This is a genomic window from Clostridium sp. JNZ X4-2, from assembly GCF_054889485.1.
Genome location: NZ_CM142685.1, coordinates 3,444,825 through 3,458,203 on the forward strand (window position 1 = coordinate 3,444,825; position 13,379 = coordinate 3,458,203).

The window sequence follows — 13,379 nt, forward strand, 5'->3', positions numbered from 1 at the left end:
CTATAAATTTATTCATCCATTATGACCCAATGAATTACTCACCATAATATTCATCTATAAACTTCAACCCTAAACATCTTTAATTAAACGCACAACAACCGTCAATCTCTTTCCTTTAGAGAGATTATACGGTTCTTTCACCAAATTATTTTATTTATGTAGAAACCAATTAGATCCAGCACTTCAATTATACAAACCTATAGGGTCAATCCATTAAATCTATTCATGGCTTCTTCTACACCACTTTTTAAAATGCATTCCACTACTTCTTCGCTAACTGCTAAAACCTTTTCCATATGAATTCTGTCATCTTTGGAAAACTTACCCAGAACATGAGATATAAGCTGCCCCTCAGGTTTACCTACACCTATTTTTATCCTTAAAAATTGGTCTGTAGCTAAATTCAGTATTATATTTTTCACTCCATTATGTCCTCCTGCACTTCCATGAGTTCTTATTCTAAGTTTCCCCATGGGAATATCTATGTCATCGTGCATTATTATTATGTTATTGCTGTCTATTTTATAAAAGTTTACAGCTTCTGCAACACTTTCCCCGCTTAAATTCATATAAGTACTTGGTTTTAATAATATCACCCTGTTGTTTTCTATTATACCTTCTCCGCAAAATCCTTTAAATCTTTTTCTATTTATGGGAATATTATACTTATCGCTCAGTAAGTTCACAGAATCAAATCCTATATTGTGTCGTGTGTGTTCATATTTCGTACCTATGTTTCCCAAACCAACTATCAAAAACATTAATTTGCTCCAATCCCAGTATTGATATCATAATTTAAACTTCTCTCTATATTATCTTATTTAATTTCAGATAAGGTTATCTCCGTTTCTATAACTTTCCCATCTCTCCAGATCTTACTCTGAACTTTTTCTCCAACTTTATGTCCCTCTAATATAATTTCTATATCTGATACACTCTTTACTTTCTTTCCATCCAATTCTATTAATATATCCGTAGGTTTTATACCGGCAGCTGAAGCCCCGCTATTCTTTTCCACTTGTTCAACATATATTCCCTGAATTTTATTATCCTTGGATATTACACTTTCTCCGCCTATACCCAAATCAGGCCTTGAAACTTTGCCATTGCTCATAAGTGACTTTATTATATTCTTTGCTTCATTTATAGTTATGGCAAAACTCATTCCCTCTATATTAGAATCAGTCCCTAGTTTCAAACTGTTTATACCTATAACATCACCCTGTATATTGCAAAGAGGTCCCCCGCTGTTTCCTGGATTCATAGCTGCATCTGTCTGAATAACCTTATATATAACTCCATTATACTCTATTTTTCTATTTAGTGCACTTATTATGCCAGCTGTAACTGAACCTGGAAATTCTCCGCCTAGGGAATTTCCTATAGCAATTGCAATGTCCCCCACCTTCACTTTGGAGGAATCGCCCAACTTAACTATAGGAAGGTTTTTTGCATTCACTTTTATTACAGCCAGATCTGATTTTTCATCCACTCCAGCTACAGATGCATCCAGTATCTTCCCGCTGGACAGTTTAACCATAACTTTATCTGCTCCCTGTATTACATGATAGTTTGTAACTATATATCCATTTGAATCGATTATAATCCCAGAGCCACTTCCTAAGTCCTGCAGTCCAAAATAATCTTCTGCCTTATTGCTTATACCTACTACTGCGGGACTAACAGCTTCTGCCACCTCCGTTATAGAATTTTCTGATGTATTTTGCAAGTTAGTTTTACCAGTACTCTCATGTGACTCAACTACTATTTGATTATTAGGCGTATAAATTTTAGTGGCTTCCTTTTTGCTGCTCATATAGGCTCCGGATACACCTCCTGAAACAGCTGCCACCAGTATAAAGCAAACTACTTTTCCTAATCTTATCATATTTGATCTTCTTTTGCTGTTTACAAATTTTATTTTTGCTTTATCGGATTCTACGTTCTCCCATGAAACATCCTTTATGTTATCATATCCGTTGTTATTATTCATTAAATACACCTCATAATATCTGAAATCTAGAGTTATTATAATAAAAAAGTTTTACACAAATATGAACAAAATAAAATAATTTGTTAAACTCTTTTCAAAGTAAATGTGAACATAATTCCATTAGGTTTCTTGTTCTCAGCCCATATGTCTTCACCTAATTGGGTAAGTATACTCCTTACAATGGGAAGTCCAAGTCCTGTACTTATCTTTGAAGTTCTGGATTTATCACGTTTGTAAAACCTATCCCATATATGTTTCATATCAGGTTCTGGTATACTGGAACCATCATTATATATGGATATAAATACTTTTTCACCCTTTATCCTGGTAAAAATTTTTATGTTTCCATCCTCTTTTACATATTTTATAGCATTGTCTATCAGGTTTGTAACCACCTGGGTTATTCTATCCTTATCTACTGCTACATAAAGTTTATCATCTTCTAAAAGTACATCTACCTTAAGCCTTTTATCATTTATTCTAGTTTCAAACTTTATAACACATAATCTTATAACTTCATTTATATCCACTTTTTCTATTCTAAGCTTAAGCTGCCCTGATTCAATAGTTGATAAATCTAAAAGGTCATTTACCAGCCTAGTGAGTCTCTGTATTTCAGAGTAGGTCACAGATAGATAATAATTTTGTTTTTCTGCCGGAATAACACCATCAATCATTCCTCCAATAAACCCCTTTATAGATGTTATAGGAGATCTTATCTCGTGGGATACATTGGATATAAATTCCCTTCTGTTCTTTTCCACTTGTTCCAGAGAATCTGCCATGCTGTTAAAAGATTTTGCAAGTTCCCCGATTTCATCATTTGATTCAATTTCAACTCTTTTTTCAACCTGACCTTTAGATATTTTATCTGCTGCATAGTTAATTACCTTAAGTGGTTTTATAATTATCCTCTGAGATAAATAATAAATTACAACGCAGCATATTATAATGGCAAAAACTGCTGATATCCATATTATTTCATATACCCTTTTTAAAGGCCCTCTTAATTCACTTATGGACGTGTGCATCATTATAGCACCTTTAAAGACCTTATTCGAAAAAATTGGTACCTCGAAGGTATGTACTGGAGCTGTAAATATATCTGAATAAGTCCCGGTTTTGTCTACTGTTTTATTTTCTCTAAGTTCCTGTAAATCACTAGTAACTATCTGTTTTGAAGTACCTGTCAACTTTTTGTGTTCATTTCTTGATACGGAATATACATAGCCGTAGTTATCCACCAGCCATATATCTGCCGATAAGTAATTTCCTATATAAGTTAAGGTTTCATTTATATCATCTCGTGTCAAATCTCCATCTAAATATTGGATTGCCTTATACTTTATGAATTGAGACTCTTTAAGCAATTCACTTTCCCTCTGTTCAAAATAATAACTTTCAAACCAATAGGATAAAAAAGCTGCTGTCATTACAAAACTTACTATAATAATTGCAATAAATGCAGCCATAAGTTTTGAAAATAAACCCTTTTTCATCTATTTCACCTCAAACTTATATCCCACACCCCATACTGTTTCTATTTGCCAGCTAAGTCCACCTTGAAGTTTTTCCCTAAGCCTTTTAATATGCACATCTACTGTTCTGGAGTCTCCAGGATAATCATATCCCCAGACTTCACATAACAGCTGCTCTCTGGTAAATACCCTATTTTTATTGCTTGCCAGATAATACAGCAGTTCAAATTCCTTGGGGGGCATTTTTATTTCTTCATTTTTATAAACAACCGTATATGAATTTATATCAATAGTCAACTGTTCGAATTTCAGCACCTCCTTGCTGTCATTATCCACACTATATCTTCTCAGCACTGCTTTAATTCTAGCCAGCATCTCCTTTGGTTCAAAAGGTTTTACTATGTAATCATCTGCTCCGAGCTCAAGTCCTAAAACCTTATCAAAAGTTTCTCCCTTTGCAGTAAGCATAATTACAGGAGTTTCGCATTCTTTTCGTATCCATTTAAGCACATCTATACCGTCTATATTTGGAAGCATTATGTCCAGTAATACTAAATCCGGTTTATACTCCAAAAATAGTGTTTCTGCTGTTTTGCCATCATTTGCAACCTGCGTTTTATATCCTGCACTTTCTAAATACATCTTTATTACTTCGCAAATATTCTCATCATCATCTACAATCAAGATCTTGCCTATTGAGCCCTCCATCATTATCCTCCTAATCAATCTTTTTTATCTATATTATCTATTTATTATCAACTATATTTCTTAATTCATTACACTAATATTTATAATTTCTTATAATTATTAAAAAATTAACTGCTATTTATATTAAATCTATCATATATTTTTATACAAATGCTGCTCTTATTTTAAAAGTTACAAATAAGTTACAAAATAAGTCTATATTTTTAAAGAAGAGCATATGGAAAATGAATTCCACATGCTCTTCTTTAGCTAATCTTCAAATAATTTACTTACTGAAATATCTTCATATATTCTTCTTATGGCTTCTGCAAACACTGGAGCTATAGATAATATTTTAAATTTATTCAGCATTTTGCTTTCCTTCAGGTTTATTGTGTTTAGCATTATCAACTCTTTTATAACAGAATTTTTTATCCTTTCTATTGCCGGCCCCGACAGCACAGCATGAGTACAACATGCATAAACCTCTTTTGCCCCTCTGTCCATAAGTGCTTGAGCACCATTTGTTATGGTCCCAGCTGTATCTATCATGTCATCTACCAATATAGCAGTTTTACCTTTTACATCTCCAATTATATTCATTACTTCCGATACATTGGCTTTTGGTCTTCTCTTATCTATAATAGCTATGGTTGCATGAAGTTTATCTGCAAATTTTCTAGCTCTTGTTACGCTTCCAAGATCCGGAGAAACCACAACTATATCCTCTCTCTCATCGAATCCCTTTTGTATAAAATATTTTGCTAAAATAGGAGCTCCCAGAAGATGATCTAAAGGTATATTAAAATATCCCTGTATTTGTGCTGCATGAAGATCCATAGTAAGAACTCTATCCGCTCCAGCTGCTGTCAATATATCTGCTACAAGCTTTGCTGTAATTGGATCCCTTGCTTTAGCCTTTCTGTCCTGCCTGGCATATCCATAATAAGGCATTACTGCAGTTATTCTTCCTGCAGATGCCCTCTTAAATGCATCAATCATAATCAAAAGTTCCATCAAATTATCATTTACAGGATCATTGGTAGATTGAACTATAAATACATCCATTCCTCTTACAGTTTCATTAATGTCTACAGATATTTCTCCATCACTAAAAGTTGAAACCTTTGAATCTCCAACTGTGGCTCCCAAAATATTTGCTATTTCTTTAGCCAGCTCAGGATGGGAGTTTCCTGCAAAAATCTTAATATTTTTACCATGGGTTATCATTATGTAAAGCCCTCCTAAAATTTATTTCTTTAATCCTTTTTTATATACCCAGCCTTCCTTATTCACTTGTCTGGCCCTGGCTATGGCAAGTGAACCTTCAGGTACTTCTTCCGTTATAGTAGATCCTGCTGCTATATATGTATCATCATCTACCTTAACTGGTGACACCAGGTTAGTATTGCATCCTATAAATGAATTATCTCCAATTAAAGTTTTATTTTTCACTTTGCCATCATAGTTCACCACAACAGTTCCACAGCCAAAGTTACATCCTTTTCCCACCTTGGCATCACCTATATATGTCAAATGAGATACTTTCGTCTTATCTCCAATGGTAGATTTCTTTATCTCTACAAAATCACCTATTTTAACGGATTTGCCTATTACACTTTCAGGTCTTATATAAGCAAAAGGCCCTATAGTAACACTTTCACCTATTCTACTATCCAATATAACCGAACTTTGTACTGTGACGTTATTATCTATTAAACTGTCCTTTATGCGGGAATTAGGATATAATATACAATTTTCTCCTATAGTAGTATTTCCCTGAATCACATTTCCAGGATATATTACAGTATCCCTGCCTATTACAACATTCAAACCTATATAAGTGGTAGCAGGATCAATAAGTGTAATTCCATTTTCCATATGTATTCTATTTATTCTGTTCCTCATAACCTTTTCAGCTTCTGAAAGCTGTATTCTGGAATTGACCCCCATAATTTCCTGAGCATTTACTGGAAGTGCACCTATTTTTTCTCCCTTACTCTTTAATATTTCTATAACATCTGTCAGATAGTACTCGCCCTGAGCATTATTGTTGTGTAATTTATTTAAGCTCTCAACAAGGCTCTTTATATTAAAACAATACATCCCCGAATTTATTTCATTAACTCTTAATTCTTCCGCTGAACAGTCCTTATGCTCAGCTATCTTGAGTACATCTCCATTTTTCTCCCTTATAATTCTTCCATATCCGGTAGGATCCTTAATCACAGATGTCAATATGGTAGCTTTGTACCTACACTTATTGTGAAAATCCAGCATTTTTTTTATAGTACCTTCCTTTATCAAAGGTGAATCCCCTGTAAATATAACTACTGTTCCCTCTTTGTCCCTTAAAAAATTCTCCGCACATAAAACCGCATGCCCAGTACCCAATTGCTTGTTTTGAAAGGAATAACCCACATTCCAACCTTCAGTAGCTTTCCTTACCTGTTCTGCACCATTTCCAATTACAAGATCTATGTCTTCTATTTGTGCCTTTTTTACAACATCAATAACTATGTTCACCATTTCTCTTCCACAGATCTTATGCAAGACCTTAGGAGTAGAAGATTTCATTCTTTTCCCTTGGCCAGCCGCTAATATTATAGCACAATTATACATTTTAACACCTCTTCGTGGTATAAATCCACTTTTTTCTACACCATATTATTAAAACATCCTATAATATTATATTTTATATAAAAATTATTTGCAACCTTATAGGTAATTTTAAATTTTGGGAATGGTAGTTGAAAAAGTATTTTTCAACTATATTTAAATACAAAAAAGACGGAGGAATAATAAAAAGGAGTAAATACTCCTTTTTATTATTCCTCCGTCTTTTGCTCGGTAGCAATTTCTTCGCTTTTTACTTTTTCGTACTCATCGAGAATGGCTTTTTGTATTTTTTCTCTTGTTTGAGTATTTATTGGGTGAGCAATGTCTTTAAATTCTCCATCAGGAGTTTTCCTGCTTGGCATTGCTATAAAAAGACCATTTTGTCCCTCTATAACCTTTATATCGTGAACTACGAATTCGTTATCGAAGGTTACTGAAACAATAGCTTTCATCTTACCCTCGGCAGCAATTTTTCTTACCCTAACGTCTGTAATTTGCATATAAATCCACCTCCAAGATGCTTATGTATATACTATTCTCTATATTTTATATTTTTCCTTCTTATTTTGTTAAAAACTAATAAAATTTTTTGAAAATTTTATTAGATGAACCTTTGTGAAGGGGATAATGAGGCATTCCCATTTTCATCAATTCCTTTAAAATCCACTATTGATACATAATTTTGCACTAACTTCTTAGGAATTCCTACATTATCTATTAAGAATCCTATGCCTAAAAGTTCACTTTCAAATTCTTTTAAAAGATCAATTATACCCATGGCAGTTCCCCCTGCCTTCATAAAGTCATCAATAAAGATACATCTGCTTCCTTTTTTCAGTGCTTTTTTAGATAATGACATATTTTGGATTCTTCCTGTAGAACCAGATACATAATTTATAGTCAAAGTAGATCCTTCTGTAAACTTTGTTTCCCTCCTTACAACTACAAGCTGAACTCCAAGCATTCTAGCAACTTCATATGCTAACGGTATTCCCTTCGTTTCCACTGTAACTACACAATCTACACCTTTTTCTATAAAAATAGATGCTAAAATCACTCCCGCTGTATGTATTATCTTAGGATTAAACATTATATCTGTCATATATAAAAAATTACCTGGTATTATTCTTTCTCTATTTTTCAAAATAATACATAACTTTTCAGCAAATTTTCTAGTCTTTTCAGGAGATATACCGCATATATATTTGATCCCGCCTGCTGCTCCTGCCACAGTGTCCATTCTCCCCATATTTAATTTACTTAAAGTATCTTTAATTACCACTATATCTTCACTTATTGTCGATTTGGCAGTATTAAACATATCAGTAAAGTTATTTAATCCCATTATCTTGTTGGGATTTTCAAGTAATACTTTCGTTATTGCCGCTATTCTATGATTTCTACTAAATTTTTGCATTTTATCACCTATCTACATGATCTTACGAATAATACTCTAAGATCTTATTCTATTATTCATATTGTATTCTAAAAATTGTTTTTAATCAATACTTATTTATCATAACCTTCATCCATAAAACATCTCTGTGAAAAAATCATATTTTATCATAGAAATATAATTTTCTTGTGTTTTTTAACTAATTTTTGTATATAATTATTGATAGGTTAGTTAATATGAAGGAGTGATTTGAATTGTCATTTGATTTTATAAAAAATAAGAAAGTACACTTTGTAGGTATAGGTGGAATAAGCATGAGCGGTCTGGCTGAAATTTTACTTGAAAAAGGATTTGAAGTATCAGGTTCTGACGTTAAGTCTTCCCCCTCAACGGATAAGTTAAAATCAATAGGTGCTCAAATATATATAGGCCAAGTTGCTGAAAATATAACTCCAGATATAGATTTGATCGTATATACTGCTGCCATCTCCAAAGATAATGAGGAACTTTTAAAAGCTAAGGCTCTTAGCATTCCTATGATGACCAGAGCAGAATTCTTAGGAAATATAATGAAAGGTCACAAATACAATGTAGCAGTATCCGGAACCCATGGCAAAACTACTACTACCTCTATGTTATCCTCTATAACACTAAATGCCAACTTAGATCCCACTATATTAGTAGGAGGCAATCTGGATATAATAAATGGAAATGTTAGAATAGGAAACAGCCCATATTTTATTACAGAAGCTTGTGAATACAAGGAATCCTTCTTAAAATTTTTTCCATTTATAGGTGTAATTTTAAATATAGATGCTGACCACCTTGATTATTACAAAAATATAGATAATGTGCAGAACGCCTTTGTAAAGTTTGCCAAGCTGATCCCTCATAATGGATACCTGGTATGCTGCAATGACGATAAGAGGATGGCAAAAGTAATGTCTAATGTAAACTGCAATGTAATTACCTACGGAATAGATGGCGGCGATATTACAGCCGGGGACATACTTTTTGATAAAAAGGGATGTGCCTGTTTTAAAGTATACAGGGATAATAAAGCTGTATTTTCCTTACACTTAAACATTCCCGGCAAACACAATGTATTAAATGCTCTAGCCAGCATAGCTGTTTCCTTGATTTTAAATATATCAATTGAAGATATGAAAAAAGGTCTGGAAAGTTTTAAAGGCACTCACAGGCGGTTTGAAATTAAAGGTAAAAAAAATGGTGTTACAGTAGTGGATGATTACGCTCATCACCCCACTGAAATCAAGGCAACCTTGAGTGCTGCCCAAAACTATCCTCATAAAAGAATAGTTTGTGTTTTTCAGCCCCATACATTTTCAAGAACCATAAACTTATTTAAGGAATTTACTTCTGCCTTTGACAATGTAGATGAACTGATACTTGCAGATATATATCCGGCAAGAGAAAAAGATACTGGAGAAGTAAGTTCCGCTATGCTGGCCCAGGCTATTTCAAAAAGGGGAACAAAATGCAGCAATATTAAAGATTTTAATTCAATAGTTCAATATTTAAAAGATACCTTGGATGAAGGTGATTTATTTTTGACTATAGGCGCAGGAGATGTTTTTAAAATAGGTGAGATGTACCTGCAATAAAAGTATGTTACCAACTTCCTCTAAGACTCAGGTGGAGATCATAAGAAGTTCTTTTCTCCACCGAAACCTTATTAACAGTATTCTTAGTGTCTTTAGCATTTAGAATACGTTATCCTTTAGAGTAAGAACTTATCCAGTATCGTAACCCTGCTTATACCGCACTTTATAAGGTGAAAGTCTTAACAAGCCCATGGGATAAAATCTATAATCAGGTGTAAAACACTTCTAATTAGGTAATACTATAATTGATAAGCCATTGGAGGTGTTTTAATTTGAAGAACTTTTTAATATCTGCGTCAGTTGACATATTTTTAATTTTATTATCTTATTTCCTATTTGTAAAAATAATTAGCGGTCCTACAAGACACAAGCTATATGAAAAATTTTTTAGATCCTTTGCTAAATTTATAATTTACCTGTTCTTCACAACCTTACTTATAACAGGTTTAAGTGCATTGATACTATACAGGACCTCTTATATAGCTTATATAAACATAATATCTCCAGCATTAGTATCCATATTAGTAGGTTTTCTAATGTCTACAGTTCCTACAAGGGGTGAAGGTGATAATTCTAATATAACTGCAAAATAATATACTGCACAATATAAATTTTCATTGTAACGTTTATATAATATATGTTATAATACATTATATAAACGGGGTGTAGCGCAGATGGTAGCGCGCTTGCTTCGGGAGCAAGAGGCCGCAGGTTCGAATCCTGTCACTCCGACCATTGATATAGGTGGGTTTAATGTGATTTAAGTTTATTAATATTTTAATAATACCCACCTTTTCCAAATTTATAATACAAAAAATCCCTTAGATATATATATCTAAGGGATAAATATTTACTAGATTAAAGAACAGTAATATTTTCTGCTTGTGGTCCTTTTTGTCCCTTACCTTCATCATAAGAAACTTTTTGACCTTCATCAAGTGATTTATAACCATCTGAATTTATTTGAGAAAAATGTGCAAAAATATCTTTTCCATCTTCTCCTGTAATAAATCCATATCCTTTTTCTCCATTAAACCATTTAACTGTACCTGTCATATAATAAGTACCTCCAAAATTTTATTTCTTAAACTCTTTGTAACAACCATAATACACTAAATAAAATTTCGATAATAAAATACATATTATTTTAAGTACTTATTGAAATATATCTGTGTTTAAATTAATTACGATTCATTTAAGCTTTTGATTAAGTATAACACATATTATTAAACAAATCAAGTTATTTTTTCCTTTGCTTTTATGGTTCAGCAGAGTCTGTTTTCGGACTTATCAGGATAACACCACAGCGGATTATCCTGATCCGTAGGCTGGCTGTAATTATGGAACTTGTCAAAAACCTAATAATTTCTTCTTCCCATTTTATTAATATTAACATTTTAATTACAGGATTAGCCTGATAATAGTTATTATGTTATTATAGTATAGAATAAAACTTTTAATTACGTAAAAACTAAGGTAATATATGGTGGTAAAAATATAAAAAGGAGTTGTAATAAATAACATGAAAGATCAATATAGGGATCTATTCAAATCTATAATAGACTCATATTATAATGGAAATTTCGAAGATAAAGTAAAACTTATTTTATCACAGAGTAAAATTGACAAGCAGGAACTCTGCAAAATCATATCTTCACTATGTGGTACTGATCTAGACTGCAGTTCTAATTTCATAGATGATTTAAAAAGGGCAATAAAATCTTACAGTTCAGATGAGAAAATAGTCAATAAGGTTAAACATTGCTCTATGGAATGCACAGATGGGGATGGCCAAACCTTATGTCAGAAGTCCTGTCCGTTTGATGCTATTTTAGTGGATACTGACAAAAATAGTACATACATAGATAACACCAAATGCACTGACTGTGGTTTTTGCGTAAATGTTTGCCCTAATGGAGGCATAATGGATAAGGTTCAATTTCTTCCACTGGCCAGCATATTAAAAAGTAATTCTCCAGTAATAGCTATAGTAGCTCCGGCCATAATAGGACAATTTGGAAATAATGTATCCATGGATCAACTTAGAAGTGCTTTCAAAAAATTAGGATTTACAGACATGATTGAAGTGGCATTTTTTGCAGATATGCTTACTTTAAAGGAAGCCATAGAATTTGACAATTATGTGAAAGACGAAAAGGACCTTATGATAACTTCCTGCTGTTGTCCTATGTGGGTTGGTATGTTAAAAAAAATTTATAACAACTTGATAAAATATGTATCACCTTCTGTTTCTCCCATGGCTGCCGGAGGAAGAATACTAAAGAAATTAAACCCCAATTGCAAGGTGGTTTTTATAGGACCCTGTATTGCTAAAAAGTCAGAAGCAAAAGAAAAGGATATAATTCATGACATAGACTTTGTATTGACCTTTTCTGAGGTAAAAGACATATTTGATACTCTTAATATATATCCCTATAAACTACAGGGAGAACCTTCTATGGAATATGCTTCTAGAGGGGGAAGGCTGTATGCTCGTACAGGTGGAGTATCAATTGCAGTAAGTGAAGCTGTAGAGAGGATTTTCCCAGAAAAATATAAATTATTCAAGGCAATCAAAGCAAATGGAGTAAAAGAATGCAAATCCATACTTACCAAAGCTCAAAATGGTGAAATAGAAGCTAATTTTATTGAAGGAATGGGATGTATCGGGGGATGCGTTGGAGGCCCTAAAGCACTTATACCAAAAGAGGAAGGTAAAATTCATGTGGATAAATTTGCACAAAATTCTAAAATAAAAGTTTCCATAGACAGTGACTGCATGAACAAAATATTGGATATGATTGGTGTTCATTCCATAGAAGACTTCAAAGATGAAAATAAAATAAAACTATTAGAAAGAAATTTTAATTAATCCAGCATTTTATATTATACTTAAATATGAGGTGATTACTATGCTTGAAAATATCAGGGGGGCTATTTTCGACATGGATGGAACCCTTCTGGACTCTATGTGGTTATGGGAAAGTATTGATAGCCGATATTTAGATAAAAAAAATATACCTTTCACTATGAAGTTAAAGAATGCTATTCAAAATATGACCTTTAATGAAACTGCATACTACCTTAAAAACAAATACAATCTGACTGAAAGTATTTATGAGATACAAAAAGAGTGGTATTATATGGTTCTGGATGAATATTCCAAAAACATTTGTTTAAAACCAGGTGCCAGAGATTTTTTACTTCTATTAAAGAAGAAAAAAATAAAAATAGCTCTTGCTACCAGCAATTATAGAAAGATAGCGGAAATAAGTTTAAAAAAAAATCAAATATACAATCTATTTGATTTCATAATAACCACAGAAGATACAGCTAGAGGTAAGGGATTCCCTGATATATATCTTTTAGCTGCTGATAAATTAAACCTGGCTCCCAGTGATTGTGCTGTATTCGAGGACATCCTACCTGCTATTAGGGTGGCTAAATCCACAGGTATGACTGTAATCGGAGTACATGATGCCTATTCAGATTATCAATGGAAAGACATAATGGCTTGTGCAGATATGAATATATTTAAATATACCGACTTAATCAAATGATTCTTGGGCAGGGCAGAATCT

13 protein-coding genes and 1 tRNA gene are annotated in these 13,379 nt (G+C 32.8%); 5 read left to right on the forward strand and 9 right to left on the reverse strand.

All coding sequences use genetic code 11. The features are described 5' to 3' along the window. Nucleotides 1–197 precede the first annotated feature (197 nt). The 8 genes from pth to purR form a co-directional block, all read right to left on the reverse strand. Complete coding sequence (pth, locus tag ACYUJ6_RS16615; RefSeq protein ID WP_461843788.1) at nucleotides 198–761, reverse strand: aminoacyl-tRNA hydrolase; 564 nt, start codon at nucleotides 759–761, stop codon at nucleotides 198–200. Nucleotides 762–817: 56 nt separating this feature from the next. Beyond that, nucleotides 818–1,993: a S1C family serine protease gene (locus ACYUJ6_RS16620; RefSeq protein WP_461843789.1), complete on the reverse strand. Its 1,176-nt coding sequence runs from the start codon at nucleotides 1,991–1,993 to the stop codon at nucleotides 818–820. 83 nt (nucleotides 1,994–2,076) lie between these two features. Further along, a complete protein-coding gene (locus ACYUJ6_RS16625) occupies nucleotides 2,077–3,492 on the reverse strand; it encodes a sensor histidine kinase (protein ID WP_461843790.1) in 1,416 nt (471 codons plus the stop codon). After that, a complete protein-coding gene (locus ACYUJ6_RS16630) occupies nucleotides 3,493–4,179 on the reverse strand; it encodes a response regulator transcription factor (RefSeq protein ID WP_461843791.1) in 687 nt (228 codons plus the stop codon). It lies immediately after the preceding gene. Between the two features lie 249 nt (nucleotides 4,180–4,428). After that, nucleotides 4,429–5,388: a ribose-phosphate diphosphokinase gene (locus ACYUJ6_RS16635; protein ID WP_461843792.1), complete on the reverse strand. Its 960-nt coding sequence runs from the start codon at nucleotides 5,386–5,388 to the stop codon at nucleotides 4,429–4,431. Nucleotides 5,389–5,409: 21 nt separating this feature from the next. Then, nucleotides 5,410–6,780: a bifunctional UDP-N-acetylglucosamine diphosphorylase/glucosamine-1-phosphate N-acetyltransferase GlmU gene (gene glmU, locus ACYUJ6_RS16640; RefSeq protein ID WP_461843793.1), complete on the reverse strand. Its 1,371-nt coding sequence runs from the start codon at nucleotides 6,778–6,780 to the stop codon at nucleotides 5,410–5,412. A 206-nt stretch (nucleotides 6,781–6,986) separates the two neighbouring features. After that, nucleotides 6,987–7,277: a septation regulator SpoVG gene (spoVG, locus tag ACYUJ6_RS16645; RefSeq protein ID WP_369704734.1), complete on the reverse strand. Its 291-nt coding sequence runs from the start codon at nucleotides 7,275–7,277 to the stop codon at nucleotides 6,987–6,989. Nucleotides 7,278–7,378: 101 nt separating this feature from the next. Next, a complete protein-coding gene (purR, locus tag ACYUJ6_RS16650; protein ID WP_461843794.1) occupies nucleotides 7,379–8,194 on the reverse strand; it encodes a pur operon repressor in 816 nt (271 codons plus the stop codon). A gap of 233 nt (nucleotides 8,195–8,427) precedes the next feature. On the opposite strand from purR, the gene murC reads away from it, so the two are divergent. The 3 genes from murC to ACYUJ6_RS16665 all read left to right on the forward strand — a co-directional run bounded on the left by murC (nucleotide 8,428) and on the right by ACYUJ6_RS16665 (nucleotide 10,533). Then, on the forward strand, nucleotides 8,428–9,798 hold the full coding sequence (murC, locus tag ACYUJ6_RS16655) for a UDP-N-acetylmuramate--L-alanine ligase (protein WP_461843795.1): 1,371 nt from the start codon (nucleotides 8,428–8,430) through the stop codon (nucleotides 9,796–9,798). 272 nt (nucleotides 9,799–10,070) lie between these two features. Continuing rightward, nucleotides 10,071–10,391, forward strand: a complete 321-nt coding sequence (locus ACYUJ6_RS16660; RefSeq protein WP_461843796.1) for a hypothetical protein — start codon at nucleotides 10,071–10,073, stop codon at nucleotides 10,389–10,391. Between the two features lie 66 nt (nucleotides 10,392–10,457). Next, nucleotides 10,458–10,533, forward strand: a tRNA-Pro gene (locus ACYUJ6_RS16665). Between the two features lie 123 nt (nucleotides 10,534–10,656). Here ACYUJ6_RS16665 and ACYUJ6_RS16670 read toward each other — a convergent pair. Then, nucleotides 10,657–10,854 carry a cold-shock protein gene (locus ACYUJ6_RS16670; RefSeq protein WP_461843797.1) on the reverse strand — a complete coding sequence of 66 codons (198 nt, stop codon included), beginning with the start codon at nucleotides 10,852–10,854 and terminating at the stop codon, nucleotides 10,657–10,659. Between the two features lie 466 nt (nucleotides 10,855–11,320). Here ACYUJ6_RS16670 and ACYUJ6_RS16675 point away from each other — a divergent pair, with 466 nt between their 5' ends. Then, nucleotides 11,321–12,670: a [Fe-Fe] hydrogenase large subunit C-terminal domain-containing protein gene (locus ACYUJ6_RS16675; RefSeq protein WP_461843798.1), complete on the forward strand. Its 1,350-nt coding sequence runs from the start codon at nucleotides 11,321–11,323 to the stop codon at nucleotides 12,668–12,670. A gap of 40 nt (nucleotides 12,671–12,710) precedes the next feature. Further along, on the forward strand, nucleotides 12,711–13,358 hold the full coding sequence (locus ACYUJ6_RS16680) for an HAD family hydrolase (RefSeq protein ID WP_461843799.1): 648 nt from the start codon (nucleotides 12,711–12,713) through the stop codon (nucleotides 13,356–13,358). Nucleotides 13,359–13,379: the final 21 nt, after the last annotated feature.